This window comes from Castellaniella defragrans (assembly GCF_014203015.1).
Taxonomy (GTDB): domain Bacteria; phylum Pseudomonadota; class Gammaproteobacteria; order Burkholderiales; family Burkholderiaceae_B; genus Castellaniella; species Castellaniella defragrans.
Genome location: NZ_JACHIB010000007.1, coordinates 1,634 through 28,130 on the forward strand (window position 1 = coordinate 1,634; position 26,497 = coordinate 28,130).

Consider the following 26,497-nt stretch of genomic DNA (forward strand, 5'->3'; position numbering starts at 1 on the left):
TGATGTCGCTGGCGACATCGGTCAGCGCGTAGTCCGCATCCAGTGGCAGTGCTGCAGCTATGTTCGCCAGGGTGTCGGCGATTGAGTAGGTGTAGTCCCCAGCGTTGGTCGCACCGCTGATCACGCTGGCTTCCGCCACCGTCACAGCGGTGATGTCGACAGCATCATCGGTCAGCGCGTAGTCCACAATCAGTGGCCACGCAGCAGCTATGTTCGCCAGGGTGTCGCTGATGCTGTAAGTCACCGTGCCTGCAACATCAATGAAGATAGCCTCGACCTGCGCCACGGTGGCCGGACCGGAAAGCATCAGGTTGCCGTCGCCGTAAATTTCTTTGTCAGCGAACACATTGGCCGGGCCGGACAGGGTCTTGCCAGCGCCCACCAGGATAGAGTCGATATCCGCTGCGTCGGCGGCGGTGGTGACCGAAGTCGAACCGCTGGTGAACTTCAGTTTTCCGCCGGTTTCCACCACGCTGATGGACGCCCCCGCGTTGTTGAAACTGATCTCCACGTGGGGTGCATCGCCGGTTTCAGTCACCGTGAACGGGACGGACGGCTCGCCCCCGCCGCCCTCGTCGATGGGCTTGAAGGTGTCGGGCAGCACGACGCCCTCGGGCACGATGACCGAGGGCGGGACGACCAGCAGTTGGCCGGGGAGGGGCACGAAGTCGAGCGGGATGGGGGTGTCGGGCGCGGGCGTCCAGCCCGCGGGCGGACGGAAGCTGGGCAGGAAGGGCGCGACTTCGGCGACGCGGGCCAGGGCGTCGAGGATGCGGGCGGGATCGGCCAGGGCGGCGTTGAAGACGGGATCGTTGGCGAACTGGGCGAGGGTGATGCCGTTGCCCAGGTCGCGGCCTTCGTGCAGGCCATGGGTGACCAGGTGCTGGTAGAGATTCAGTCCCTCGATGGCGGCGAGATCGGGGTTGGCGGCGCGGTAGGCGCCCAGGTCGAGGAAGGGGGTGATGGCGCGCGGCTCGCTCTGGCCGTGGAGCAGGAAGTGTTCGTAGGCCGAGCCCTGGCCGGCAGCGACGGCGGCGGCGACGTCGGGGTTGCGCGCCAGGTAGTAGACCGGATCGAAGAGGGTGGCGGGGGCGCGGTTTTCATACTGGCCGTGGAGCAGGAAGTGCTGGTAGGCCGAACCCTGGCCGGCGGCCACGGCGGCGACGACGTCCGGGTTGTGGTCCAGATACCATTGTTCGTGGAAAAGCGAGACAGCCATGAAAACTCCTGCGGCGCGCGGGCCGGTTCCAAATTATTTTATGGTTGAACATTGTGCTGAATTGCCCCTTGCGCTGCCATCTCTACAAATGCACCTGTACAAATGTAGGTATTCCTTTGCCAGGGCTGGCAAAGGGGGAGGCGGCGGCTATGATAGGGCGATCAGCGGTGCCACAGCTCCGGAGGCTGCCTTGACCCAACCCGATTCCATCCTGCTGGTCGACGACCATCCGGTGTTCCGCCTGGGCATGCGCCACGTGCTGGCCCACCGGTTCCCGCGGGCGCCGCTGGCCGAGGCCGGCACCTTCGACGAGGCGCTGCTCAAGGCCCAGGCCCTGCGCCCCGCGCCGGCGCTCTTCGTGCTCGATCTGATGCTGCCGGGCTTCGCGCCCGACACCGGCATTCCCCTGCTGCGCGGCCTGTATCCCCGCGCGGTGATCGTGGTCCTTTCCATGGCCGAGGCCGCCGCGTACGTCGATCAGGTCATGCGGGCGGGCGCCGACGGCTTCGTGGGCAAATCGGTGCCGCCCGACGAGATCGCCGCCGCGATCGAATCCATCTGCGACGGCGAAATCCTGGTGCGCACGGCCCCTTCGCTCCTGGGCGGCGAGGCCCTGGTGCTGTCGCCGCGCCAGCGCGAGGTGCTGGCTCTGCTGGAACAGGGCAAGAGCAACAAGGAAATCGGCGCCGAGCTGGGCATTTCGCCGCTGACGGCGCGCATGCACGTCTCGGCGCTGATGCGGGTGCTGGGCGTCGACAGCCGCACGGCGATCGTGGCGCGGGCCAGCCGCTGGCACCTGCCGCGCTGAGGCCGGCGCGGGCCGCCGGCGCTCAGGGTCCGGGCCGCGGCGGGGGCGGGTGGCGCATCAGCCAGGCGCGCAGTTCGACGGGCGGCACCGGCTTGGGCAGGTAGGCGATGCCGGCGGCGGCCAGGGCCCGTTCGCGCGCGGCATCCATCCGGCCGGCGACGATCAGGGCGGGAACGTCCCAGCCTTCGCGCTCGCGGATGGCGAGGACGGTCTGCAGCCCGTCGGCCTGGCCGGGACCCAGGTCGAAATCGCTGATGATGGCCTGCATGCCCAGGAGGGTGTCGGGCGGCTGGCCGTAGGCGTGGACGGTGCAGCCCCAGCGCCGCAGCAGGCCGGCGCCAGCGGCCAGCACCTCGGGGTCGTCGTCGATCAGGCAGACCGGCCGCCCCTTGAGCGGGTGGGCCAGGCGTTCCCAGAGGTCCTGCGCGGGGGCGCCGTCCTGCGGGGCGCAGGGCTGCAGGCCCGAAACCCGGAAGGTGGTGCCCCGGCCGATGCGCGAGCGCACCCGCACGCGCAGCTGCAGCAGGCGGGCGAGCCGGCGCACGATGGTCAGCCCCAGGCCCAGCCCGTCGATGTGCGGGCCATGCGGCGTTTCGATGCGGTAGAACTCCTCGAAGATGGCGTCCATCTGTTCGGGCGCGATGCCCGGCCCCTGGTCGCTGATCTGGATGCTCAGTCCGTCGGGGCCGCGCCGGATGCCCAGCAGGATGTCGCCCTGCCCGTACTTGATGGCGTTGGTGAGCAGGTTCTGGACGATCGCGCTCAGCAGGCCCGGGTCGCTGCACACCCAGACCGGTGGATCGAAAAGCCGGAAGCGGGCGGCCGCGCGCGCCGCGATCTGCTGCCGGGAGGCGTGCCACTGGGGCTGGGCCTGTCCCCAGGCCTGGCGCAGCAGCTCGCCCAGGTCCAGCGGCTGCGGGTGGGGGCGGATGCCGCCCACGTCCAGGCGCGAGATGTCGAGCAGCGACTGGAAGAGGCCCGAGACCGTGCCCACGGCGCGTTCGATGCCGCCGACCAGTTCCCGCTGGCCGGTGTCCAGGCGGGTATCGTGCAGGGCGGCGGCCAGCAGGCCGATGGCGTGGATCGGCTGGCGCAGGTCGTGGCTGGCCTGGACGAGGAAACGGGATTTGGCCATGCTGGCGTCTTCGGCCTGCCGCCGCGCCTCGTCCAGCGCCTGCGAGGTGGCGGTGAGTTCGGTCAGGCGGGCGTTGAGCGAGACGGAAAGCTGCGCGTTGCGGGCCAGGAAGCTGCCCATGCGCCAGGATTGCAGGGTGAGCAGGCCGCAGTACAGCAGCACCATGACGGCGTTGATGCCGCCGTACCACCAGGCCGGATCGTGGCGGAGATAGGCCAGCGCCAGCAGCGGCAGCGAGGTCCACAGGCTGAGCAGGCAGGAGCGCGGCAGGGCGTGCTGCGACGAGACCGCCCCCAGGGCGGTGCCTTCCAGCGCCAGGGAATACGCCGGCAGCAGGGCGGGATCGTCCCGCGCCACCCACAGGGCGCCCAGGCCCCAGCCCAGGCCGGCCAGGGTGGTGAGCAGCGAGTGCAGGATGCCGTATGCACGGGCGGCCCGCGGCGCCGGCCCGGCGGGCTGCCCGTCGGGCCAGCGCCGGGTGTAGGTCCGCGCCAGGATCAGCATGGCGGCCGACAGCGTCAGCATGCAGGCGAACCAGATCAGGATTTCGCGGCGGCTGGCCAGGTTGATGCCGTGCTGCCAGGCCAGGCCCAGCAGGGCGACGACGCCCAGGTGGATCAGCCAGCTGTGGCGGGCCAGGCTGAACAGGTAGTCGAGCCGCCAGCCGGCCACGGGCCCGGAACGTGCCAAGACGGCCTCTCGGTGAGCGCGGGCGGGCCTAGGACGCTTTTTTCAGCGCCAGGGCGCGGCCCGCGCGGCTGGACGTGGGGCGGCCGATGCGTTCGGAGATCCACTGGCCGATGTCCACGACGGCGTCCAGATCGACGCCGGTTTCCAGCCCCTGGCCGCGCAGCAGGTACAGCACGTCTTCGGTGGCGACGTTGCCGGTGGCGCCCTTGGCGTAGGGGCAGCCGCCCAGCCCGGCCACCGAGCTGTGGAAGATGCGCACGCCGCAGTCCAGCGCGGCCAGGATGTTGGCCAGGGCCTGGCCGTAGGTGTCGTGGAAGTGCCCCGAGACGCGGGTGCCCAGGTCGGCGACCTGGCCCACGGCGCGCAGCACGCGCCCGACCTGGGCGGCGGTGCCCACGCCGATGGTGTCGGCCACGTCGATCTCGTCGCAGCCCAGGCGCAGGAAGCGTTCGGCCACGTCGACCACGGCGGCCACCGGGGTTTCGCCCTGGTAGGGACAGCCCAGCGAGCAGCTGATGCTGCCGCGCAGACGCAGCCCGGCCGCTTTCGCTGCGGCGGCCACGGGCTCGAAGCGGGCGATGGATTCGGCGATCGAGCAGTTGATGTTGCGCTGGGAGAAGGCCTCGCTGGCGGCGCCGAAGATCACGATCTCGTCGGCGCGGGCGGCCAGGGCGCCCTCGAAGCCGCGCAGATTGGGCACCAGGACGGAATAGATCGTGCCGGGACGGCGGGCGATGCCGGCCATGACTTGCGCGCCGTCGGCCATCTGCGGCACCCATTTCGGCGAGACGAAGGAGGCGGCCTCGACGTTGGCGAAGCCGGCGGCGGCCAGGCGGTCGACGAGCTCGATCTTGACGGCGGTGTCGACGAACTGTTTTTCATTCTGCAGGCCGTCGCGCGGCCCGACTTCGACGATCTTGATGTGTTCGGCCATGGAATTCCATCCGGTGGGGGCCCGCGCCGTGCGGGACGGGTCCATCATAGCGCAGCCGGCTCAGGGCCTGCGCCGGTAGCGGCCGTCGGCGGTGCGTTCGATGCGGCCGGCGATCTCCAGCAGGGTCAGGCGGCCCAGGAGGCGGTCGATGGGCCAGTCCAGGTCAACCCCCAGGGTGTCGAGATCCACCGGATCGAGGCCGATCCGCCGCAGCAGGGCGTCGTCCGCGGGGTCGATTCCAGGGCCGGTTTCGGGGGCGGTTTCTGAGCCGGTTTCTGGACCGGTTTCTGGGCCGGCGCCCGCGGCGGGCGCGGCGGCGGGGCCGGCGCCGGGAGCGGTGGGTTCGGCGCCGGGGCCCCTGACGGGCGGCGGGGCGGCCCGCAGGCCCGGCAGCGCGCCCTGGCGGAGTTCTTCGACGATGTCCTGGCCGGACTCGACCAGCTTGGCGCCCTGGCGGATCAGGGCGTGGCAGCCGCGCGACAGGGGGGAATGGATGGAGCCGGGGATGGCGAAGACCTCGCGCCCCAGCTCGCCCGCCAGCCGGGCGGTGATCAGCGAGCCGCTGCGCGCGGCGGCCTCGACCACCAGCACGCCCTGGCTCAGGGCGGCGACGATGCGGTTGCGCCGCGGGAAATGGAAGGGCAGGCCCGGCGTGCCCAGGGGGAATTCCGACAGCAGCAGGCCGTGGGTGGCGATGCGGTGGGCCAGGGCGTGGTGGGCGGCCGGATAGACGCGGTCGATGCCGGTGCCCAGCACGGCCAGGGTGCCGCCGCCGGCTTCGCCGGCGTCCAGGGCGCCGGCGTGGGCCGCGCCGTCGATGCCGCTGGCCAGGCCGCTGACCACGCACCAGCCCTGCAGGGCCAGGTGGCGCGCGAAGGCATGGGCGTTGCGCTCGCCGTCCGCGGTGGCGTGGCGCGCTCCGACGATGGCCAGCATGGGACGGTCCAGGAGGTCGAGCCGGCCGTGGGCGTACAGGATCGGCGGCGGGTCGGTCAGCGCATACAGCGCGCGCGGGTAGTGGGGGTCGGCCAGGGTCAGCAGGTGATGGCCGTCGGCCCGCAGCCAGTCCAGCGCCTGGTCGATGGCGGCCTGGATGTCCGGTCCGGGCGGCTGGCGCAGGCGGGCCGCCAGCGCCGGGTCCAGGTGGCGCGCCAGGCTGCCGGTGGTGGCCGTGAGGATGTCCTGCGGCATGCCGAAGACCGACAGCAGCAGGCGCACCCGGTCCGCGCCCAGGTCCGGTTCGAGGCTCAGGCGGATCCAGGCGCGCAGTTCGGTTTCGGGGGCGTTCAGGGGCATCGCGTCGGGGCGGATTCGCTCGGGTCGGGGGGATCGCGCCAGTGTGCCATGAAAGCGGCCGGGCCTTGCGGCGGGCGGGATGCTCCTGTCCCGCGCCATGGTCCTGATTTATCATGGAGCTTTGGCATCATCGTCACGGTTTTCGACATGGCTCTGCTTCCCATTCTCAAATACCCGGACCCCCGGCTGCACAAGGTCGCCGCGCCGGTGCGGCAGGTGGACGACCGCATCCGCCAGCTGGTGCGCGACATGGCGGAAACCATGTACGCCGCGCCCGGCGTCGGCCTGGCCGCGACCCAGGTGGACGTGCACGAGCGGGTCGTGGTCATCGACGTCTCGGAAGACGGCAACGACCTGCACGTGCTGATCAACCCCGAAATCACCTGGAAGAGCGACGAGCTCCAGGTCTACGAAGAGGGCTGCCTGTCGGTGCCCGGCATCTACGACGAGGTCGAACGCAGCGCGCGCATCCACGTGCGCGCCCTGGACGAGCGCGGCGAGCCCTACGAGTTCGACGCCGAGGGCCTGCTGGCCGTGTGCGTGCAGCACGAACTGGACCACCTGCTGGGCAAGGTCTTCGTCGAGTACCTGTCCGTGCTTAAGCAGAACCGCATCCGCACGCGCCTGCGCAAGCAGCAGCGCGAGGCCCAGCGCGAAGCCGCCGGGGCCTGAATGCGGATCGCCTTCGCGGGAACCCCGGAATTCGCCCGGCAGGCCCTGGACGCCCTGATCGGGGCGGGGCATGGGGTCGTCTGCGTGCTGACCCAGCCGGACCGCCCCTCGGGGCGCGGCATGAAGCTCATGCCCAGCCCCGTCAAGCAGGCCGCGCAGGCCGCCGGCATTCCGGTGCTGCAGCCGCGCAGCCTGCGGCTGGACGGCAGGTATCCGGAGGACGCCGAGGCGGCCCGGACCGCGCTGCGGGACCTGGCGCCGGATGTCATGGTGGTGGCGGCCTATGGCCTGATCCTGCCGCAGTGGGTGCTCGACCTGCCGCGCCACGGCTGCCTGAACATCCACGCCAGCCTGCTGCCGCGCTGGCGCGGGGCGGCGCCCATCCAGCGCGCGATCGAGGCGGGCGACGCCGCCAGCGGCGTGACCATCATGCAGATGGACGCGGGCCTGGACACGGGCGCCATGCTGCACCGGGTGGAACGCCCGCTGGCGCCCGACGAGACCGGCGCGAGCCTGCACGACGGGCTGGCGGCCGACGGCGCGCGCGCCATCGTGGACGTGCTCGCGCGGCTGGCAGCCGGGGATGCGCCGGTGCCGGTGCCTCAGCCCGAGGCGGGCGTGTGCTATGCCGGCAAGCTGCTGAAATCCGAATCGGCGCTGGATTTCTCCCGCCCCGCGGCGGAACTGGCGCGCCGGGTGCGGGCCTTCGATCCGTTTCCCGGCACGACGATGGCGCTGCCCGGATTCGATCAGCCGGTGAAGGTATGGGGGGCGCGGGCCCTGCCGGCCGCCGCCGGCGCGGCGGGCGGGGATGCGCCGGCTCCCGGCGCGATCCTGGGCATGGGGCCCGAGGGCATCGACGTGGCGACGGCGGATGGCGTGCTGCGCGTGACGGCGCTGCAAAAGCCCGGCGGCCGGCGCCAGCCGGTGGCGGAATTCATGCGCTCGTATCGCGGGTAGCTGCGCGGCCTTGGCGCGTTCCGGATCCCGGGCGCGCGGCGGCCGGGCCGGAGGCCGCTCAGCCGCCGGACGATTTCTTGCGTGAAGTGTCGATGCCGAGCTGCTTGAGCTTGCGGTACAGGTGGGTGCGTTCCAGCCCGGTGCGCTCGGACACCCGCGTCATGCTGTGATTTTCGTGCAGCAGGTGGTATTCAAAGTAGATGCGCTCGAATTCGTCGCGCGCTTCGCGCAGGGGCTGGTTGAGCGAGATCCGGCCCAGGTGCGAGTCGTCGTGCGCGGGGGCGGCGGGCGCGGCGCCCGCGGGCTGCGCGGCGGCGGGCGCGCCGGCCAGGGCGGGCGGCTGCGTGAAGACCGGGTCGGCGGGTGCCGCCGGGCGTTCGGTGCGGCTGCGCATGGACGCCGGGATCACCGGGCGCGCGAGGCCCGCGGCGACGGTCTTGAGCAGCTTCTGCAGGGTGATGGGCTTTTCCAGGAAATCGACGGCGCCGATGCGGGTGGCTTCGACGGCGGTGTCCACGGTGGCGTGGCCGCTCATCATGATCACGGGCATGTTCAGCAGCCCCTGGCTGGACCATTCCTTGAGCAGGGTGACGCCGTCGATGTCGGGCATCCAGATGTCCAGCAATACCAGGTCGGGGCGCTGGCGGAGACGGGATTCGCGGGCCTGTGCCGCATTTTCCGCGAGTTCGACCGTGTGGCCTTCGTCGTAGAGAATTTCGGACAGCAGTTCGCGGATGCCTATTTCGTCGTCCACCACCAGAATTCTGGCCATATCACCTCACCTTGTGTTCTGCGTATTATCGTGTGCTTGACTGGGCGCGTCCAGCCGGGCGGGCGCTTCCGCCAGCCTGGAAAACAGGATGGAGATGCGCGCCCCGCCTTCGGTCCGGTTGGAAATGTCCACCTGGGCGGCGTGTTCCTCGACGATCTTCTTGACGATGGCCAGCCCCAGCCCGGTGCCGGTGGACTTGGTCGTCACGTAGGGCTCGAAGACGCGGTGCAGGACTTCGGGCGCGAAGCCCGGGCCGTTGTCCGAGACGGTCAGCCGCACGCGGGCGTGCCCGGCGGCGTCGTCGGGACGGATCAGGCGGGTCTGCACGCGGATCTCGGCCGTGCCGGGCGCGGCGTGCTGGCAGGCGGCGTCGCGGGCGTTGGCGAGCAGGTTGTGGATCACCTGGCGCAGCTGGGCCGGGTCCCCCAGGATGAGGGGCAGGTCGGGCGCCAGCAGGGCGTCGAAGCGGGCCGCGCCCGGGGCGGGCGGGGGCGCGGGTTCGGCGGGATCCCAGCCGTACAGGGTCAGGACTTCGGTCAGCAGGGCGTTCAGGTCGATGTCCTGCATCTGCGCCGGCGGCGTGCGGGCGTATTCGCGGAAATCGTCCACCATGCGTTTCAGGGACGCGACCTGGTTGACGATGGTCTGGGTGGACCGCTGCAGCATGGCGGCGTCGTCGGGCGACAGCCGGTCGGCCAGCTTCATGGCCAGCCGCTCGGCCGAGAGCTGGATGGGGGTGAGCGGATTCTTGATCTCGTGGGCCAGGCGCCGCGCGACTTCGCCCCAGGCGACCGTGCGGTTGGCGGAGATCACCTCGCTGATGTCGTCGAACACCACCAGGTAGCCGTCCTCGTGGCCGTCCATGAGCAGCCGGGTGCCGCGCGCCAGCAGGGTGACGACGTGCTTCTTGCGCTCGTTGTCCGGCGCGTCCTGCAGCTCGACCTCGAACTGCTGCTGCCAGTAGGGGCGCGTGGATTCGACCGCGTCGTGGGCGGAGAACGCCTGGCGGATCAGGCTGGCGAGCGGCAGGGCGCCTTCGGCGGTTTCCAGCGGCCGGCCCTGGACGGTGCGCAGGTCGATGCGCAGGATGGTCTGGGCGCCCTGGTTGAACAGCGTCAGGCGGAAGGCGCGGTCGAACACCAGCACCCCGGAGGACAGGTTGCTCAGCACCGACTCCAGGTACAGGTTGCTCTGTTCCAGCTGGCGGCGGTGGCGGTCGACCATCTGGCGGGCTTCTTCCAGCTGGCGCGTCATGGCGTTGAAGGACCGCGTCAGCTGGCCGACTTCGTCGCGCGCCGGCGGCTCGGGCAGGGGGCGGTAGTCGCCCACGCCGACGGCCTGGGTGCCCGAGGCCAGGCTCAGCAGGGGCCGCACCAGGCGCCGCGAGACGGCCAGCGCCACCACCACGGCGGCGAAGACGGCCAGGATCAGCGCCAGGGTCAGGGTGATGCCGTAGAGCTTGCGCAGCCCCAGGCGCGACAGGGCGAGCTCCTGGTAGTCGCGGAAGCCCTGCTGGACCTGGCTGGCGTTGTGGGCGATGCGCTCGGGCACGGCCTGGATCACCTGCAGCCAGCGCGAATCGCCGCCCAGGCTCATGGCGTTGCCCAGCCGGTCCGAGGCGGCGGAATCCAGCGGGATGACGACGCGCAGGTGCAGGCCGTCGGTGGTCGGCCCGCCGCCGGCGGCCACGTCGGCCTCGGCCGCGGCGTAGCCCTGGGCGACCCGCAGCTGGTTCATGACGCTGCTGGGGGGCAGGTCCGGCAGCAGCTGGCTGAAGGCCGACGAGGAAAAGGCGACCAGGCGGCCGTTGCCGGTGAAGACCATCGCCTCGTCGATCTCGTTGGCGGCGCGCAGCGAGGTGATCAGCAGGGCGGTCTCGGCGTCGCTGGCGCTGTTCAGCCGCAGGGCCATGTTGCGCGCCCGGCCGCTGAGCTCGGTGATCTGGGCGTCCAGGGCGGCGCGCCCGAGGTTCAGGCCGGCCTCCAGGGCGGTGTCCACCCGCACGTTGAACCAGGACTCGATCGAGCGCGACATGAACTGCACCGACAGCACGTAGATCAGCACGCCGGGCAGGATGCCGATCAGGGTGAAGTACAGCGTGAAGCGGGCGGTCAGCCGCGCGCCGAACTGGCGCCGCCGGATCTGGCGCAGCAGCCGGATGGCGAGCATGGCCACCCAGGACATCAGGGCGATCGCCAGCACGCCGTTGAGCAGCAGCAGCACGTCGTACTGCTGCGCGTAGCGCGAGGCGTTGCCGGTGGACCAGACCAGCAGGCCCAGCAGCGCCATCGCGCTGGCGGCGGCGACCGCCAGCGCGGAGCGCAGCGCCCAGCGGATCAGCCGCGGGGCGTTGCGGCGGAGATCGAGAAAGTGAAGTCTTTCCATGGGGTCGTCAGGGTCCAGGCCGCGCTGTTGAGGGCGTCGACCTGGAAGGGGCGGGCCAGGCGGGAGGTGTCCAGCCGCAGCCGCAGCCGTCCCTGGTAGGTCTGGTCCGGCGTGAAGCGGCTGGCGTCCCCGAGGGGCCAGTCGCGGATGTGGCGCACCAGGTCCAGGGCCTCGTCCAGGGACGTGGCCGGCAGGGACAGGTCGCTGGCGCCGACCCGCCATTGGCGCGTCAGGGCGTTGTACTGGATGCGCCAGGTCTGGCTGTCCGCCAGCACCGTCTCGTCGAACCACCACCAGCGCGGGTGCTCGATGACCAGGTCCACCGTGAAGTACAGCGGGACGCCCTTGCGGGCGGCGTCGTGCAGTTCGTCGCTCAGCGTGAAGTCGATGTCGGCGTCCAGCAGCAGCTGGCCCTGGCGCAGCATCGGTTCGATGCGCACCACCTGGCCGTCGTCGGCCCGGGCGGCCGCGGCGGCCAGGAACAGGAGGCCGGAGGCCAGGAGGATCAGGAAGCGGGGCATGCGCTGGCGGCGGTGGGGCGGAAAATCACGGACAGTCGCAGTATTGTTGAGCCCGCGCCAAAGCGCAAGCCAGCGCGTCCATGTGCTCCCTGGGCGCTGCGCGCCGTCCACCCCGGGGGCATTTGCGCTTGGGGCGGTCCGGTACGCTCATGCTGGCTTGCGCAGCAGGGCGTAGAAGAAGCCGTCGCCGCCGTCGGGGCCGCCGGGCAGGATGTGGCCGGGGGCCGGCAGGCGCCGCGCCTCGGGGTGCCGTTCCAGGAAGGCGCGGACCTGCGATTCGCCTTCCTGGGGGAAGATCGAGCAGGTGGCGTACAGCAGGTGGCCGCCCGCGGCCAGCAGCGGCCACAGCGCGTCCACGATGCGGGCCTGCAGCGCCGCCGTGCGCGCGAGGTCGTCGGCGCGGCGCAGCCAGCGGATGTCGGGGTGGCGGCGCACCACGCCCGAGGCGGTGCAGGGCACGTCGGCCAGGATGGCATCGTAGGGCCGTCCGTCCCACCAGCCGGCGGGCCGGGCGGCGTCGGCGCAGCGCAGGGACACGTCGGGGGATTCCAGGCCCAGCCGCCGCAGGTTGTCGCCCACGCGCTCCAGGCGCCGGGCGTCGCTGTCCAGCGCCGTCAGGCGCAGCGCGTGGCGCTCCAGCAGGTGGGCCGTCTTGCCGCCGGGCGCCGCGCAGGCGTCCAGCACGCGCTCGCCGTCGCGCAGCGGCAGCAGCCGCGCGGCCCGCTGGGCCGAAGGGTCCTGCACCGACCACCAGCCCTCGGCGTAGCCGGGGATGTCGCGCACGGGGCGGGGCGCGTCCAGGATCAGCCCGTCCTCGCCCACGGGCCGGGCGGCCAGGCCGGCCGCCTCCAGGCGGGCCCGCAGCGCATCGCGGCCGATGCGCCGCACGTTGGCGCGCAGGGCCATGGGCGGCGGCTGGTCGGCGGCCTCCAGGATCGCGTGCCAGTTGTCCGGCCAGGCGTCGCGCACGATGTCGATCCACCAGCCGGGGTGGTTCCAGACCGCCTCGGGCTGCGCATCCAGCGCGGCCCGCAGCGTCGCGCGCTCGCGCGCGTAGCGGCGCAGCACGGCGTTGATCAGGCCTTTGGCCGGCCGGGTGCGGCGGTCGGCGGCGGCCGCCTCGACCAGTTGGTGGACCAGGGTGTGCTCGTGGTAGACCGGCGTGCCGGGCGGCTGCGCGGCGCCCTCGGCCTGGCGCAGGCTGGCTTCCAGCAGGCTCAGGCCCAGCAGGATCAGGGCCTCGACCAGGCGTTCCGGCGGGCGGCGCGGCACCAGCCGTTCGCGCGCGGCCCGGGCGTGGCCCAGCCGGCGCATGGCATGGAAGGACAGGGCCTGGGCGGCGGGGCGCTGCGCGGCGGGGATCGATTCCAGCGCCTCCGACAGGGACTGGCCGCCCAGCACCGCCCGGATGGCGCGGGCGGCGGCCAGCAACTGGCCGGACAGGGCGGGGGATTGTGGCGATTCCGGCACGGAATGGATCCAGAATGAGGGGGTTGCGGAGCGGATTGCGGGGACTTTAGCACCGATTGGCTAAAATCGAGGGCTGTCCCGGCCACGCCCGCCCGCCGGCTTCGCATGGCCGGAGCGGCGCCGGGCCATTCCCGCCGCATCCCACCGAGTATTCCCATGAATCAATCCCCCCGCGTCGGCTTCGTCAGCCTGGGCTGTCCCAAGGCCCTGGTCGATTCCGAGCGCATCCTGACCCAGCTGCGCACCGACGGCTACACCATCAGCCCCGACTACGAAGGCGCCGACGTCGTCGTGGTGAACACCTGCGGCTTCATCGACAGCGCCAAGGCCGAATCCCTGGACGCCATCGGCGAGGCCATCGTGGAAAACGGCAAGGTCATCGTCACCGGCTGCCTGGGCGTGGAAGCCGACATGATCCGCAGCGTGCATCCGGCGGTGCTGGCCGTCACCGGCCCGCAGCAGTACGAGCAGGTGGTGCGCGCCGTGCACGAGGCCGCCCCGCACGAGCGCCCGCACGATCCCTACGTGGATCTGGTGCCGCCCCAGGGCATCCGCCTGACGCCGCGCCACTATGCCTATCTGAAAATTTCCGAGGGCTGCAACCACAACTGCAGCTTCTGCATCATCCCGTCCATGCGCGGGCGCCTGGTCAGCCGTCCGATCGGCGACGTGCTGGGCGAGGCCCGCCGCCTGGTGGACGCCGGCGTGAAGGAGTTGCTGGTGATCTCCCAGGACACCAGCGCCTACGGGGTGGACGTGAAGTACCGCACCGGCTTCTGGGACGGGCGCCCGGTCAGGACGCAGCTGACGGCGCTGGCGCGCGCCCTCGGGGAATTCGGCGTGTGGGTGCGCATGCACTACGTCTATCCCTATCCCCACGTGGACGAGCTGATCCCCCTGATGGCGGAAGGCCGCATCCTGCCCTACCTGGACATCCCCTTCCAGCACGCCAGCCCGCGCATCCTGAAGGCCATGAAGCGCCCCGCCTTGGAGGACCGCACCCTGGCCCGCATCCGCCAGTGGCGCGACGCCTGTCCGGACCTGACCCTGCGCTCCACCTTCATCGTCGGCTTCCCCGGCGAGACCGAGGAAGACTTCCAGTACCTGCTGGACTGGATGACCGAAGCCCAGCTCGACCGCGTCGGCTGCTTCCAGTATTCCCCGGTGGCTGGCGCGCGCGCCAACGAGCTGCCCGATCCCGTGCCCGACGAGGTCAAGGCCGAGCGCTGGGAGCGCTTCATGGCGCACCAGCAGGCGATCTCCACGCGGCGCCTGGCGGCCAAGGTCGGCCGCACCCTGACGGTGCTGGTGGACGAGGTCGACGAGGAAGGCGGCGCCACCGCGCGGTCCATGGCCGACGCCCCGGAAATCGACGGCAGCGTGCTGCTGCGCGACGCCGCCGGCCACGCGCCGGGCGACCTGGTCCGGGTGCGCATCGAGGACGCGGACGAATACGATCTGTACGGCGTGCCGGCCTGAGCCGGCCGTGCGGAGCCTGGGCCTGGCCGGCACGGGCTTTGTGTCGGACTGAATCCGGTCTATGTTCTTCCCCATGACGATATCGTGCATGAGGAAATCGTGTCCATGAAACTTGCCACTCACGTTCGACCGATCAGCTACCTGAAGTCTCATGCCGCCGAGATCGCGCGGGACGTGGCCGAGACCGGCGAGCCCATGCTGATCACCCAGAACGGAGAAGCCAGGCTGGTCCTGATGGACGTGGCGGCCTATGAGCAGAACGAGCAGGCCCTGGCGCTGTTGAAGCTGCTGGCCATGGGGCAGCGGGATATCGATGCGGGCCTCTGGCGGGATGCCGAAGACGTCTTCGCCGATCTGGATCGGGAAGACGGGGCGGGTGCGTGAAAGCGGCTTTTCTGCCGGGCGCCGAAGCCGATTTACGTGAATTGCGGCGGTATGTACTTCGGAAATTCGGGCCGCACACCTGGCGGGAATCTTTCGAGGGGATCAGGACGGCGGTGCATGCCGCCGAATCGTTCCCCCTGGCCGGCCGCCTGCCGGACGAACTTGCCGAATTGGGTCTGCCGCAATACCGGCAGATCGCCGCCGGCATGAACCGGATCATTTATGAAACCCGGGAGGACCGGCTCTACATCCATATCGTCTGCGATATCCGCCGGGATCTGCGGAGCTTGCTGCATCGGCGGTTGAGCAGGCCCTCCTGAAGCCCGCCCAGGTTCCCTAGTTTTCCCCGTCCGGCTTGCGCGGCACGACGCGCGGGGGCGGCTTGCCGGCCTCCAGCGGCTGGGCGCGCTTGAAGGTGGTGACGGGCAGGTCGCCGAACACGCCGCGCCGCGCGGCGACGCGCCAGGCGTGGCCGTAGGCGACTTCCAGGCTCAGGTGGATCGTGCCGTCGGCGTGGCGGCGGCGTTCCAGGGCGCGGACCAGGCGTTCACGCCAGGCGCGGCCCGGCAGGCCGCGGCGGCGTTCGGGGTGGGGATTGCCGCCCAGGGCGCGCACGTCTTCCAGCAGCTTGTCGGCGGTCTTGTAGGTCAGGGTGATGATTTCCTGGTCCATGACGGGATCGGCGAAGCCGACCTGCAGCATCAGGTCGCCGAAATCGTGCATGTCGACGAATTCCATGGGGCGCGTGTCCGGATCGACCTCGGCCAGGGCGTCGCGCAGTTCGCGGAAGGTGCCGGGCCCCAGGCTGGAATACATCGCCAGGGCGTCGTTGCGCAGGACGCGGCGCCATTCCTGCAGCACCAGGTGGGGCTCCGGGTGCCAGTGCAGGGCGAGGTTCGACCAGACGAGGTCCAGGCTTTCGTCCGGCAGACCGGTCTCGGCCAGGTCGGCCTGGCGGAATTCGGCGGCCGGCGTGGGCTTGTTGCGCAGCCGGTGCCAGAAGCCGGGCTTGGCCGCGTAGCGCTCACGCGCCGTGTCCAGCAGCGCGCCGCAGGCGTCCAGGCCGATGTAGCGCTGGTCGGGATAGCGCGCGCGCAGGGGGTCCAGCGCATGGGCGGCGCCGCAGCCCGCGTCCAGGATGTCGTGCGGAGCGATGCGGATGTAGCTCAGGCGGCGCAGCATGCGCTGGGCGATTTCCCCGTACAGGAACTGGGGCGCGTCCAGGGGCGCGCGCCGGGCGAACTGGCGCGTCACGGCCTGGGGGTCGATGGGTAGGCGGGGAAGCTGTGGCATAAACGATCAAGGCCCGGCCCGGGGCGGCCCGAAGCGTGCTGTGATGGGGTTTTCCTGCGGAAGGACACGCCATTATGCTGCATCTGCCGATCGATCGCTGGCGCGACTGGATCGCGGCCGACTGTCCGGGCTGCGGCCGGCGGGTGGGCGGCCAGGGGCTGTGTCCCGCGTGCCTGGCGCATCTGCGGCCGGATGGCGCGCGGCCGCGCTGTCCGCGCTGCGCGCATCCCCTGGACGAGGCAGGGCGCTGTCCCGATTGCGGCCCGCGGGCGCCGGCCTACGACCGCGTGGTGGCGGCCTTCGACTACGCCGGGCTGGGCCGCGACCTGATCCACGACTACAAGATCCGCCGCCGCCTGCCTCTGGCGCGCTTGCTGGCGGACCTGCTGGCGCGGGCGGTGGAGGCCGGCGACGTCCGGCTTCTCCGGCCGCACTGGATCGTGCCGGTGCCAGCCCGGCGCGAGGCGCTGCTGCGGCGCGGATTCAGTCCGCCGGCCGAGGTGGCCCGCCTGCTGGCCCGGCAACTGGGGCTGCGCTACCGATTGGACGGGGTGCGGCGGGTGCGCGAAGGGCCGCGGCAGGCGGGGCTGGACCGCGCGCTGCGCCTGCGGGCGCAGGCGGGAGTGTTCGCCGTCCCCGAAGCGGGGAGACGGGCGCCCCCGGCGCGGCCGGCGGGCGATGGGTTGCCAGGGGCCTCGGCGGATCCCGCCGGCCCGCTGGCCGGCCAGCGGATCGCGGTGGTGGACGACGTGCTGACCACGGGCGCGACGCTGCAGGCGGTGGCGGCGGCGCTGAAGGATGCCGGCGCCGCGCGGGTCGAGGGCTGGGTGCTGGCCCGCGCCGTGGTTCCCCATGCCGTGGTTCCCCATGCCGACCATGGCGAAGCGTCCGATGGCCGGGCCGGTGAGTCCCTGGGTGGCGGCGCCTTGCGCGAGGCTTCCGGCGGCCGGGGCTTACAGGCCGGGTCTTACAATAAGGGCCGCCGGGCCGGCCGCTGCGTGCGGGCGGGGCCGGCGATGCATTCCCGCGCGGCCCTCATCGATCCCGTTCCATGTTCCACATCGTCCTCGTCGAACCCGAAATCCCGCCCAACACCGGCAACGTGATCCGCCTCGCGGCCAACACCGGCGCCTTCCTGCATCTGGTGCGGCCGCTGGGCTTCGCCCTGGACGACGCGCGCATGCGGCGGGCGGGACTGGATTATCACGAGTGGGCCGACATGCGGGTGCACGACGGCCTGGACGAGGCGCTGGCGGCGATCGGGGGCGATCCGGCGCGGCGCTTCGCGCTGACCACGCGGGGGGCCGTGCCGATCGGCGAGCGCGCCTTCCAGGCGGGGGACGTGTTCGTGTTCGGGCGGGAAACCGCCGGCCTGTCGGAGGCGCAGCTGGCCGCCTTTCCCCCGGCGCAGCGCATCCGCCTGCCGATGCGGCCGCGGCAGCGCAGCCTGAACCTGTCCAACGCCGTGGCGGTCACGGTGTTCGAGGCCTGGCGGCAGGCCGGCTACGCCGGCGGCGTTTAATTATTCGTCGCGCGGATCGCGCGCGAGCAATGCGGCCACGGCCTGGGTGGGGGCGATGCCGCCGAACAGCACGCCGCAGACGGCATCGGTGATGGGCAGGTCCAGGCCGTGCTGCCGGCCCAGCGCCTGGGCGGCGCGCGCGCAGCGCACCCCTTCGGCGGTCATGCCGCCCGCCAGGATGTCGTCCAGCGAGCGGCCCTGGCCGATGGCGATGCCCACCTGGCGGTTGCGCGAGAGTTCGCCGGTGGCGGTGAGGACCAGGTCGCCCAGCCCGGTCAGGCCGATGAAGGTGTCCGCCTGGCCGCCCAGCGCCACGCCCAGGCGCTGGATTTCCGCCAGGCCGCGCGTGATCAGGGCGGCGCGGGCGTTGGTGCCCAGCCGCAGGCCGTCGCTGATGCCGCAGGCGATGGCGATGACGTTCTTCAGGGCGCCGCCGACTTCCACCCCCATGACGTCGCGGGTGCCGTAGATGCGCGCCCGGGTGCCGTGGAAGGCCGCCTGGGCGGCGCGGCCGGTGCCCGGGTCGCGGCCGGCCACCGTGAGGGCGACCGGCAGGCCCTGGGCCACTTCGAGGGCGAAGGACGGGCCCGAAAGCACGCCCGTGCGCAGCCAGGCGATGCCCGACAGCGCCCGGTCCACGATCTGGTGCGGCCACTGGTGCGTGTCGGGGCTGATGCCCTTGCAGGTCCACAGGAGATGGACCGGCGGGGCGCCGGCGGGGCGCGCCGGCAGCGCCCGCGCAATGCGCCGGCAGACGTCGGCCAGGCCCGACATGGGCACGCCCAGCACGATCAGGCGGTCGGCCGGGCCGGGGCCGTCCAGCACGTGCGCCAGCGCGGCGTCGAAGTCGCTGGTCGCCCGCAGGGCGGGCGGCAGGGCGATGCCGGGCAGGTGGCGCGGGTTGACGTGCTGCTGGCCGATGGCCCGCGCCTGTTCAGGATCGCGGGCCCAGATCAGGGCGTCGGACCGGGCGCTGGCCAGGGCCGCCAGGGCGGTGCCCCAGCTGCCCGCGCCCAGGACGCAGAGCCGGACCGGTGCCATGGCGTGCGGGCCCGGCCGCTCAGTTGCGTGCGCCGGGGGGCAGGATCAGGCCGGCGTCCTCGCCCTGGCCCTGCGCATCCGGCTGCTGCGCCAGGCGCTGTTCGTACAGGGCCTGGAAGTTCATTTCGCTCAGGTGTAGCGGCGGCAGCGAGGTGCGCGTGATCGCGTCGGCGACGTTGGCGCGCAGGTAGGGGTAGAGCATGGTCGGGCAGACGATGCCCAGCAGCGGATCGAGCTGTTCGGCCGGGATGTTGGCGGCCTCGAAGATGCCGGCCTGGCAGAGTTCGACCAGGTACAGGACCTTGTCGCCGATGCGCGTGGTCACCGTGGCGGTCACCGTGGATTCAAACACGGATTCCGCCAGCTGCCGGCCGCCGACCTGGATCGAGACCTCGACGGTCGGGCCTTCCTGTTCGAGGAAGATTTCCGGGGCGTTGGGCATTTCCAGCGACAGGTCTTTGACGTAGGTGCGCTGCAGGCCGAAGCTGGGGGCCTGGCCGTTCTGGGAGTTGTTTTCTTCAGACATGGGGATTCCGGTGTGGGAGGGAAAGGCGGGGCGGATGCGCGGGCGGTCAGGCCTGCAGCAGGGGCACCAGGCCGCCGGCGCGGTCCAGGGCGGAGAGGTCGTCGAAGCCGCCGATGTGGCGCTCGTCGATGTAGATCTGCGGCACGGTGCGCCGGCCGGTGCGTTCCATCATGACGGCGCGCTGGGCCGGGTCGCGGTCGATGAAGATCTTGTGGATCTCCTCCACGCCGCGCTGCTTGAGCAGCATTTCGGCGCGCGTGCAATAGGGGCACACGGAGGTGCAGTACATGGTGATCTGGGCCATGGGAGGATTCCGGTCAGGATTTTTTCAGGGGCAGGCCGCCTTCGGTCCAGGCATTCAACCCGCCATCGAGGCAGGATACCCGATCGAAGCCCTGCTTGCGCAGCTGGGCCACGGCCTTGGCGCCGTCGCGGCCGTGGGCGTCCACCAGCACGACGGGCTTGTCCTTGGGCAGGCTGTTGAGGTGCGCTTCGAGCGTGTCCAGGGGGATGTTGCGGGCCTGGGGGATGGCGCCGGTCTTGAACTGGTCGGCCGGGCGCACGTCCACGAACTGGCCATGCTCCTGGTTGACCAGGCGGATGGCTTCGGCCAGGGGGACGCGCCCGGTCGAGCGGCCCTTGGACAGGCTGGGCCACAGCAGCAGGCCCCCGGAAGCCAGGGCGATGAGCAGAATCCAGAGGTTGTTCTGGCTGAGTAAGAAGTCCACGGCGGTTCCTGTAACGTGTGACGGGAGGCGTTTTGCCCTGGGGCGGCCCGGCGGCAAAAAAAGAAAGCCCGGGGGATTATAAAATGGTCGGCAGTTTTGGACTTTGCGGGCTTGGAATCATGCACAAACTGGTACTCATGCGCCATGGCGAAAGCCAATGGAACCTCGAAAACCGCTTCACCGGCTGGACCGACGTGGACCTCACCGAGACCGGCCGCGAGCAGGCGCGCCAGGCGGGGGAGCTGCTGCGCGCGCAGGGCTATGAATTCGACCTGGCCTACGCCTCGGTGCTCAAGCGCGCCATCCGCACCCTGTGGATCGCGCTGGACGCCATGGACGCCATGCACACGCCCATCGCCCTGCACTGGCGGCTGAACGAGCGCCACTACGGCGCGCTGCAGGGCCTGAACAAGGCCGAGACGGCCGCCCGCTACGGCGAGGCGCAAGTGCTGCAATGGCGCCGCGCCTACGCGATCGCGCCCGATCCCCTGTCCGAGGACGATCCGCGCCATCCGCGCTTCGACGCGCGCTACCGCCGGGTGCCGCCCGGCGAGCTGCCGGCCACCGAATGCCTGCGCGACACGGTGGCCCGCGTGGTGCCCTTCTGGAACGAATCCATCGCGCCCGCCATCCGCTCCGGGCGGCGGGTGCTGGTCTCGGCCCACGGCAACAGCCTGCGCGCCCTGATCAAGCACCTGGACGGGATCTCGGACGAGGACATCATCGGCCTGAACATCCCCACCGGCCAGCCGCTGGTCTACGAACTGGACGACGACCTGCGGCCCCTGCGCCATTACTACCTGGGCGACGAGGAGCAGATCCGCGCCGCCATGCAGGCGGTCGCCAACCAGGGCAAGGCGCAGGCGGTCTAGCGCCGCGTCGATCCCGGGCCCGATCATGGACTCCATCGCCCCGGCGGGCGGGCGCCCGGACACGCGCGGCCGGCCCGCGTCGCGCCTGGGCGGCTGGCGCGGGCCGGCGCTGCTGTGCCTGGCGGCCGTCCTGGCCTGCCAGACGGCCTGGGCGGATTCCGCCCTGGAAGCCCGCCAGGCGCGCGCCCGCGAAGACCGGGCCGCCCTGCGCGCGCAGATCGATGCGCTGCAAAAGCGCATCGAATCGTCGGAATCCTCGCGCGAGGACGCCAGCCGTGCGCTGCAGGCGTCCGAGCAGGCGATTTCCGACATCAGCCGCGAGCTGGCCGAACTGGACCGGCGCGAGGCCACGCTGCAGGACACGCTGAGCCGGCTGGACGCGGCCAGCGGCCAGCAGTCCGAAGAACTCGAACGCCAGCAGCAGGCCCTGGCGGCCCAGCTGCGCGCCCAGTACGCCAGCGGCCTGTCGCCCTGGACCGCCCTGCTCTCGGGACGCGATCCGCAGGAGATCGGCCGCGAACTGGCCTGGCTGGCCTATGTCACCCGTTCCCGCACCCAGGCGCTCGACGCGCTGCGCGCCACGCTGGACCGGCTGGCCGACCTGCGGCGGCAGACCGACGAGGGCCGCCGCGACCTCGAATCGGTGCGCGCCGACGTCCGGCAGCGCCGCGAGGAACTGCAGGCGCAGCAGGCGCAGCGCCGCGAAGTGCTGGACGAGATCCGCGCCCGGCTGGACGAGGAGCGCGGCCAGGCCAGGCAGCTGCAGGCGCGCGATGCGCGCCTGGGCAGCCTGATCCAGGACCTGGACGCCGAGATCGCCCGCGCCGAAGCGCGGCGCCAGGCGGCCCTGAAGGCCGAGGCCGAACGCCGCGCGCGCGAGCGGGCCGAACGCGCCCGGGCCGAAAAGGCCCGCCGCGAACAGGAACGCGCCCGCGCCGCCGAGCAGGCGCGCCAGGTGCGCGAGCAGGCCGAGCGCCATGTGCGGGAGGCCGAGGCGGACGGGACGCGGGCCGCCGGGGCGCCTGCCGACCAGGCTCCGGCGCGGGAAGAAGCCCGGCAGGAGGAGACGCGGCGGGAGGAGGCCCAGCGGGAAGACGCCCGGCAGGAGGACGCCCGTCGCGCCGAACCGGCGCGCGAAGAAGCCCCGGCGGACGCCGGCGAGGCGCCGCCCGAGCGCGAGGCGGCCGCGCGCACCGAGCCCGAGGGCGGCTTCGCCGGGCTGCGCAAGGGCCTGCCCCGCCCCGTGGCGGGCGAGATCCAGGGACGTTTCGGCACCCAGCGGCCCGACGGCGGGCTGTGGCGCGGCATCGTGCTGCGCGCGGTGGCGGGCACGCCGGTGCGCGCCGTGGCCCCTGGCCGCGTGGTGTACGCCCATTGGCTGAGCGGCTTCGGCAACCTGCTCATCATCGACCACGGCAAGCAGTACCTCAGCATCTACGCCTACAACCAGTCCCTGATGCGCCAGGTCGGCGACGTGGTGGCGCGCGGCGACGAGGTGGCGTGGGTCGGCGCCACCGGCGGCCAGGTCGAGCCCGGCCTGTATTTTGAATTGCGGCACCAGGGAGCCCCGATCAATCCGGAACTGTGGATGAGATAGGACACGTGACAGTCCCCTGCGGGCCGCGAGGTGGGGAGATGCCCCGGCTTGCGCGTCCCCCAGGACCATTTGATGCTTAATTTTTCTGTACTATGTGTCATTCGCCGTCCCAGGCGCGCCCAGCGCCGCCGCGACGGCCCGGACATCGCTTAGGAACGTGCATGGGCACTCGAAACAATCGATCGTTGAGCTGGATTCTGGTGGGTTTCCTGGGGGGCATCCTGGTCAGCCTCGGCATCTCGGCGGCCGCCCAGAAGGGCGAGCCCCTGCCGCTCAAGGCGCTGCAGCAGTTCGCCAACGTCTACGGCGCGATCAAGTCCAGCTACGTCGAGCCCGTGTCCGACCAGTCGCTGATCGACGACGCGATCAAGGGCCTGTTCGCCGACCTGGACCCGCACTCGGTGTACCTGGACGAGGAAGCCTACAAGCAGATGCAGGACATCACCCGCGGCGGCTTCGGCGGGCTGGGCATCGAGATCGGCACCCAGGACGGCATGCCCAAGGTCATCGCCCCGATCGAGGACACGCCGGCGGCGCGCGCCGGCATCCTGACGGGCGACCTCATCACCCAGATCGACGGCGAGCCCACCAAGGGCATGAACCTGAACGACGCCGTGAAGAAGATGCGCGGCGAGCCCGGCACCCCGATCAACCTGACGATCCAGCGCGCCGGCAGCCCCAAGCCCCTGAAATTCCACATCGTGCGGGAAATGATCAAGACCCGCAGCGTGCGCGGCAAGATGCTCGACGGCGACATCGCCTACGTGCGCATCAGCCAGTTCCAGGACCGCACCACGTCCGATCTGGTGCGCATGCTGGCCAGCCTGTCGAAGAAGCAGGCGCCCAAGGGCCTGGTGCTGGACCTGCGCAACGATCCGGGCGGCCTGCTGGACGGCGCCATCGGCGTGGCCTCGGCCTTCCTGGAGCCCGGCAAGCTGGTCGTGTCCACCAAGGGCCGCATCCCGTCCTCGAACGAGGAATTCTATGCCCGCCCCCTGAACGGCAGCCATGGCGTCGAGGACGGCGGGCAGCTGCCCGCCTGGACGCACACGGTGCCGATGGTGGTGCTGGTCAACATCGGCTCGGCCTCGGCCTCGGAGATCGTGGCCGGCGCCCTGCAGGACTACAAGCGCGCCCGCATCATCGGCAACCGCACGTTCGGCAAGGGCTCGGTGCAGTCCGTCCTGCAGCTGGACAAGGACACGGGCATCAAGCTCACCACCGCGCGCTACTACACGCCCAGCGGCCGCTCGATCCAGAACACGGGGGTCTCCCCCGACCACGTGGTGGACGACAGCGCCGCCGGCAACCTGTTCCGCATGCAGCGCGAGGTCGATCTGCAGCATCACCTGGAAACCCAGTCCGACACCCAGGCGGGCGATGCGGAAGACGGCGATTTCGTCCAGGGCGAGATCAAGATGTTCGAGTTCGGCGGCGCCGACGACTGGCAGCTGCGCCAGGCCGTCAATGCGCTGCAGGGCCGGCCGATCCAGAAATCCGATCCCGCCCTGGTGCGCCAGGCGCGCGCCGAGGCCCAGGCCGAAAAGCCGGCCGACACGGCGAAATCCCCGGCGGGTCCGGCGAATGAAGCGGCCAAGAAACTCGGCCCGGCAGAAAAAAAAACCCTGAATGATGGCGGCGACGGGGTCGAGCGCTACCGCATCACCCCGGAAGGCCTGATCAGGATCCCGTGATGGGCGCAGAATCCGCCCTGGACGATGCGCGGCTGACGCGCTATGCCCGGCACATCCTGCTCGACGAGCTGGGCATCGAGGGCCAGGAGCGCCTGCTGGCCGCCCGGGCGCTCATCGTCGGCGCGGGCGGCCTGGGGTCCCCGGCGGCGCTGTACCTGGCCGCCGCGGGCGTGGGGCGCATCACCCTGGTGGACGACGACGTCGTCGAACTGAGCAACCTGCAGCGCCAGATCCTGCATGCCATGGCCGGCCTGGGACGGCCCAAGGCCGAATCGGGCCGGGACGCCCTGCTGGCGCTGAATCCCGACGTCCAGGTGCGCGCGCTGGTGGAACGCCTGGACGACTCGCGCCTGCGCGAGCTGGTCCTGGAGGCCGACGTGGTCCTGGACTGCTGCGACAATTTCGCCACCCGGCACGCCATCAACCGCGCCTGCGTGGCGGCCCGCAAGCCCCTGGTCTCGGGGGCGGCGATCAAGTTCTCCGGCCAGATCAGCGTCTACGACCTGCGCGACGCCGACGCGCCCTGCTATCACTGCCTGTTTCCGGAGGCCGACGACGTCGAGGAACTGCGCTGCGCCACCACCGGGGTGCTGGGCCCCCTGGTGGGCATGGTGGGCAGCGTCCAGGCGGCCGAGGCCATCAAGGTGATCACGGGCATGGGCGAGCCCCTGGTCGGACGGCTGCTGTCGGTCGATGCCCTGCGCATGCAGTGGCACACGATCCGTTTCAGGCGCGATCCCGACTGCCCGGCATGCGCCCGGCGCGGGCCTGCAGCAGCAGGGTCCCCAGGCGGTTGATCCGCGCATCCACGTACAGGTCGCGGCCGTTGCGCTGGCGCGAGAACGGCGTGCCCGGGTGGTACAGCCAGACGGTGCGCATGCCGGCCTGGCGGGCCGATTTCAGGTTGCGCTCGGTGTCCTCGACCAGGATGATCCGGCGGGCGGGCACGCCCAGCCGGGCGGCCACCATGCGCATCAGGCCCGGCGAGGGCTTGGGCCGCGCCAGCCCCATGGGCATCATGTGGTCGATGGCCCACAGGCCGTCGAATTCCTGCAGGATCCCCAGCGCATCCAGCACGCGGCGGGCGTAGTGGGCGGGGGCGTTGGTCAGCACGATGCGCCTGCCCGGCAGGCCGCGCAGCCGGGCGGCCAGGCCGGTCTCGGCGTGCACCAGCGGGGCGATGTCGAAATCGTGGCAGGTGGCCAGGAACTGGCGCAGGTTCACCCCGTGGTGGCGCGCCAGGCCGATGGCGGTGGCGCCGTAGCGCTGCCAGTAGCGCAGGCGCAGGGCGTCGGCCTGGTCCTGGGGCAGGTCCAGCGTCCGCGCCACGGCGGCGCCCATGCGCCGGTCGATGGCGCGGAAGATGCCGCGCGAGGCGTCGTGCAGGGTGTTGTCCAGGTCGAACAGCCAGACCGGATCGTCGGGCCCGAGGGGCCGCCGGCGCCGCAGGGGACTGGGGGCGTGCATCGGGCCCCCTGGACGCTTCGCGCCGTCCTCCCGGAAGGGATTTCTCGCCGGGGGCGGCGCCGCGCTCGCGGCGGGAGCGCCGGCGGCTCCCGCGGGCGATGCGCATTGCCGCATGGGGCGGCGCATCAGTGCGAGCTGATCATGGTGCCCACGCCGCGGTCCGTGAGGATTTCCAGCAGCAGGCAGTGGGGCACGCGGCCGTCGATGATGTGCACCGAATTCACGCCATGGCGGGCGGCGTCCAGCGCAGAGGAGATCTTGGGCAGCATGCCGCCCGACAGCGTGCCGTCCTGGAACAGGGCGTCGATGGTCTGGGCCGACAGGCTGCGCAGCAGCTGGCCGTTCTTGTCCAGCACCCCCGGGGTGTTGGTCAGCATGACGAGCTTTTCGGCGCCCAGGACCTCGGCCATCTTGCCGGCGACGACGTCGGCGTTGATGTTGTAGGCCTGGCCGTCCTCGCCGTAGCCGATGGACGAGATGATGGGAATGAACTGGTCGTCCTGGAGCGCCTTGACCACGGCCGGCTCGACGCGTTCGATGTCGCCCACGAAGCCGATGTCCAGCGTCTGGCCGGGATGGTCGGGGTTGGGCATGAGCTTCTTGCGCGCCCGGATCAGGCAGCCGTCCTTGCCGGTCAGGCCCACGGCCTTGCCGCCGGCCTCGTTGACCATCATGACGATGTCCTGCTGGACCTGGCCGGCCAGCACCCATTCGACGACTTCCATGGTTTCGGCGTCGGTGACGCGCATGCCCTGGATGAAGGTGCCTTCCTTGCCGATGCGCTTGAGCGCGCTGTTGATCTGCGGGCCGCCGCCGTGCACCACCACCGGGTTCAGGCCGACGAGCTTGAGCAGCACCACGTCGTGGGCGAAGCTGCGCTGCAGCTGTTCGTCGGTCATGGCGTTGCCGCCGTACTTGATGACGACGGTCTTGCCGTGGAAGCGGCGGATGTAGGGCAGGGCCTCGGAGAGGACCTCGGCCTTGAGGGCGGCCGGCGTTTGGGGGGCGATGTCCGCGTCGGTGTTCGTCATG

Annotated in this window: 26 protein-coding genes and 1 pseudogene; 12 read left to right on the forward strand and 15 right to left on the reverse strand. The window is 71.4% G+C overall.

Translation table 11 applies throughout. The features are described 5' to 3' along the window. Positions 1 to 1,219 (reverse strand): annotated as a pseudogene (locus HNR28_RS06895) (hypothetical protein); the annotation flags it as partial. A 190-nt stretch (positions 1,220 to 1,409) separates the two neighbouring features. Between HNR28_RS06895 and HNR28_RS06900 the strand changes: the two are divergent. Then, positions 1,410 to 2,027, forward strand: coding sequence for a response regulator transcription factor (locus HNR28_RS06900; RefSeq protein WP_211369346.1), 618 nt, complete (start codon positions 1,410 to 1,412; stop codon positions 2,025 to 2,027). A 22-nt stretch (positions 2,028 to 2,049) separates the two neighbouring features. Here the strand turns inward: HNR28_RS06900 and HNR28_RS06905 are convergent, their stop codons facing one another. Genes HNR28_RS06905 through dprA form a run of 3 tightly spaced genes read right to left on the reverse strand, consistent with a single transcriptional unit; the run spans position 2,050 to position 6,082 of the window. Then, the gene (locus HNR28_RS06905) at positions 2,050 to 3,852 is read right to left on the reverse strand and encodes a hybrid sensor histidine kinase/response regulator (RefSeq protein WP_151025459.1); all 1,803 of its coding nucleotides are present in this window, start codon (positions 3,850 to 3,852) and stop codon (positions 2,050 to 2,052) included. Positions 3,853 to 3,880: 28 nt separating this feature from the next. Further along, positions 3,881 to 4,786 (reverse strand): hydroxymethylglutaryl-CoA lyase, encoded by a 906-nt coding sequence (locus tag HNR28_RS06910; RefSeq protein ID WP_151025458.1) that lies wholly within the window; start codon positions 4,784 to 4,786, stop codon positions 3,881 to 3,883. A 60-nt stretch (positions 4,787 to 4,846) separates the two neighbouring features. Beyond that, on the reverse strand, positions 4,847 to 6,082 hold the full coding sequence (gene dprA, locus HNR28_RS06915; protein ID WP_184142670.1) for a DNA-processing protein DprA: 1,236 nt from the start codon (positions 6,080 to 6,082) through the stop codon (positions 4,847 to 4,849). A 147-nt stretch (positions 6,083 to 6,229) separates the two neighbouring features. On the opposite strand from dprA, the gene def reads away from it, so the two are divergent. Together def and fmt are read left to right on the forward strand one after the other, a co-directional pair. Then, positions 6,230 to 6,754, forward strand: a complete 525-nt coding sequence (def, locus tag HNR28_RS06920) for a peptide deformylase (protein WP_151025622.1) — start codon at positions 6,230 to 6,232, stop codon at positions 6,752 to 6,754. Beyond that, a complete protein-coding gene (fmt, locus tag HNR28_RS06925) occupies positions 6,755 to 7,714 on the forward strand; it encodes a methionyl-tRNA formyltransferase (RefSeq protein WP_151025621.1) in 960 nt (319 codons plus the stop codon). It abuts the gene before it with no gap. 58 nt (positions 7,715 to 7,772) lie between these two features. Here the strand turns inward: fmt and HNR28_RS06930 are convergent, their stop codons facing one another. From HNR28_RS06930 to rsmB, 4 genes are all read right to left on the reverse strand, one after another. Then, the gene (locus HNR28_RS06930) at positions 7,773 to 8,486 is read right to left on the reverse strand and encodes a response regulator (protein WP_043680059.1); all 714 of its coding nucleotides are present in this window, start codon (positions 8,484 to 8,486) and stop codon (positions 7,773 to 7,775) included. A 6-nt stretch (positions 8,487 to 8,492) separates the two neighbouring features. Continuing rightward, positions 8,493 to 10,823 (reverse strand): sensor histidine kinase, encoded by a 2,331-nt coding sequence (locus HNR28_RS06935; RefSeq protein ID WP_043685657.1) that lies wholly within the window; start codon positions 10,821 to 10,823, stop codon positions 8,493 to 8,495. Continuing rightward, positions 10,823 to 11,392 carry a DUF4390 domain-containing protein gene (locus HNR28_RS06940; protein WP_043680061.1) on the reverse strand — a complete coding sequence of 190 codons (570 nt, stop codon included), beginning with the start codon at positions 11,390 to 11,392 and terminating at the stop codon, positions 10,823 to 10,825. The genes HNR28_RS06935 and HNR28_RS06940 overlap by 1 nt, the downstream gene beginning before the upstream one ends. Positions 11,393 to 11,539: 147 nt before the next feature. Continuing rightward, positions 11,540 to 12,862: a 16S rRNA (cytosine(967)-C(5))-methyltransferase RsmB gene (gene rsmB / locus HNR28_RS06945; protein ID WP_242404258.1), complete on the reverse strand. Its 1,323-nt coding sequence runs from the start codon at positions 12,860 to 12,862 to the stop codon at positions 11,540 to 11,542. A 156-nt stretch (positions 12,863 to 13,018) separates the two neighbouring features. Here rsmB and rimO point away from each other — a divergent pair, with 156 nt between their 5' ends. The 3 genes from rimO (at position 13,019) to HNR28_RS06960 (ending at position 15,045) form a co-directional block, all read left to right on the forward strand. Next, the gene (rimO, locus tag HNR28_RS06950) at positions 13,019 to 14,341 is read left to right on the forward strand and encodes a 30S ribosomal protein S12 methylthiotransferase RimO (RefSeq protein ID WP_043680063.1); all 1,323 of its coding nucleotides are present in this window, start codon (positions 13,019 to 13,021) and stop codon (positions 14,339 to 14,341) included. A gap of 105 nt (positions 14,342 to 14,446) precedes the next feature. After that, a complete protein-coding gene (locus HNR28_RS06955; RefSeq protein ID WP_043680065.1) occupies positions 14,447 to 14,725 on the forward strand; it encodes a type II toxin-antitoxin system Phd/YefM family antitoxin in 279 nt (92 codons plus the stop codon). Further along, a complete protein-coding gene (locus tag HNR28_RS06960) occupies positions 14,722 to 15,045 on the forward strand; it encodes a type II toxin-antitoxin system RelE/ParE family toxin (RefSeq protein WP_043680066.1) in 324 nt (107 codons plus the stop codon). Before HNR28_RS06955 ends, HNR28_RS06960 begins: the two co-directional genes overlap by 4 nt. A gap of 16 nt (positions 15,046 to 15,061) precedes the next feature. Here the strand turns inward: HNR28_RS06960 and HNR28_RS06965 are convergent, their stop codons facing one another. Continuing rightward, positions 15,062 to 16,018: a methyltransferase domain-containing protein gene (locus tag HNR28_RS06965; protein WP_052355564.1), complete on the reverse strand. Its 957-nt coding sequence runs from the start codon at positions 16,016 to 16,018 to the stop codon at positions 15,062 to 15,064. 74 nt (positions 16,019 to 16,092) lie between these two features. Between HNR28_RS06965 and HNR28_RS06970 the strand changes: the two genes are divergently transcribed. Both HNR28_RS06970 and HNR28_RS06975 read left to right on the forward strand, forming a co-directional pair. Further along, the gene (locus HNR28_RS06970; protein ID WP_151025123.1) at positions 16,093 to 17,124 is read left to right on the forward strand and encodes a double zinc ribbon domain-containing protein; all 1,032 of its coding nucleotides are present in this window, start codon (positions 16,093 to 16,095) and stop codon (positions 17,122 to 17,124) included. Next, positions 17,070 to 17,540 (forward strand): tRNA (cytidine(34)-2'-O)-methyltransferase, encoded by a 471-nt coding sequence (locus HNR28_RS06975; RefSeq protein ID WP_151025122.1) that lies wholly within the window; start codon positions 17,070 to 17,072, stop codon positions 17,538 to 17,540. Before HNR28_RS06970 ends, HNR28_RS06975 begins: the two co-directional genes overlap by 55 nt. On the opposite strand, the gene HNR28_RS06980 is transcribed toward HNR28_RS06975, so the two are convergent. The 4 genes from HNR28_RS06980 to HNR28_RS06995 are packed head-to-tail and all read right to left on the reverse strand — an operon-like array spanning position 17,541 to position 19,835. Continuing rightward, positions 17,541 to 18,581 carry an NAD(P)H-dependent glycerol-3-phosphate dehydrogenase gene (locus tag HNR28_RS06980; protein ID WP_151025119.1) on the reverse strand — a complete coding sequence of 347 codons (1,041 nt, stop codon included), beginning with the start codon at positions 18,579 to 18,581 and terminating at the stop codon, positions 17,541 to 17,543. It abuts the gene before it with no gap. Positions 18,582 to 18,600: 19 nt separating this feature from the next. Further along, entirely contained in the window at positions 18,601 to 19,107 is a 507-nt protein-coding gene (gene secB / locus HNR28_RS06985; protein WP_221291626.1) for a protein-export chaperone SecB, read from the reverse strand. Between the two features lie 46 nt (positions 19,108 to 19,153). Beyond that, on the reverse strand, positions 19,154 to 19,411 hold the full coding sequence (gene grxC / locus HNR28_RS06990; RefSeq protein WP_043680076.1) for a glutaredoxin 3: 258 nt from the start codon (positions 19,409 to 19,411) through the stop codon (positions 19,154 to 19,156). Positions 19,412 to 19,424: 13 nt separating this feature from the next. Continuing rightward, positions 19,425 to 19,835: a rhodanese-like domain-containing protein gene (locus HNR28_RS06995; protein WP_043680079.1), complete on the reverse strand. Its 411-nt coding sequence runs from the start codon at positions 19,833 to 19,835 to the stop codon at positions 19,425 to 19,427. A gap of 119 nt (positions 19,836 to 19,954) precedes the next feature. Between HNR28_RS06995 and gpmA the strand changes: the two genes are divergently transcribed. From gpmA to HNR28_RS07015, 4 genes are all read left to right on the forward strand, one after another. After that, positions 19,955 to 20,707 (forward strand): 2,3-diphosphoglycerate-dependent phosphoglycerate mutase, encoded by a 753-nt coding sequence (gpmA, locus tag HNR28_RS07000; protein WP_151025116.1) that lies wholly within the window; start codon positions 19,955 to 19,957, stop codon positions 20,705 to 20,707. 25 nt (positions 20,708 to 20,732) lie between these two features. Then, positions 20,733 to 22,304 carry a murein hydrolase activator EnvC family protein gene (locus tag HNR28_RS07005; RefSeq protein ID WP_184142673.1) on the forward strand — a complete coding sequence of 524 codons (1,572 nt, stop codon included), beginning with the start codon at positions 20,733 to 20,735 and terminating at the stop codon, positions 22,302 to 22,304. A 161-nt stretch (positions 22,305 to 22,465) separates the two neighbouring features. After that, on the forward strand, positions 22,466 to 23,998 hold the full coding sequence (locus HNR28_RS07010) for a S41 family peptidase (RefSeq protein WP_151025440.1): 1,533 nt from the start codon (positions 22,466 to 22,468) through the stop codon (positions 23,996 to 23,998). Positions 23,999 to 24,015: 17 nt separating this feature from the next. After that, entirely contained in the window at positions 24,016 to 24,795 is a 780-nt protein-coding gene (locus HNR28_RS07015) for a HesA/MoeB/ThiF family protein (protein WP_043685671.1), read from the forward strand. On the opposite strand, the gene HNR28_RS07020 is transcribed toward HNR28_RS07015, so the two are convergent. Both HNR28_RS07020 and argB read right to left on the reverse strand, forming a co-directional pair. Beyond that, positions 24,725 to 25,465, reverse strand: coding sequence for a pyrimidine 5'-nucleotidase (locus HNR28_RS07020; RefSeq protein WP_052355567.1), 741 nt, complete (start codon positions 25,463 to 25,465; stop codon positions 24,725 to 24,727). The genes HNR28_RS07015 and HNR28_RS07020 overlap by 71 nt on opposite strands. A gap of 125 nt (positions 25,466 to 25,590) precedes the next feature. Continuing rightward, complete coding sequence (gene argB / locus HNR28_RS07025) at positions 25,591 to 26,496, reverse strand: acetylglutamate kinase (protein ID WP_151025441.1); 906 nt, start codon at positions 26,494 to 26,496, stop codon at positions 25,591 to 25,593. Position 26,497 lies beyond the last annotated feature (1 nt).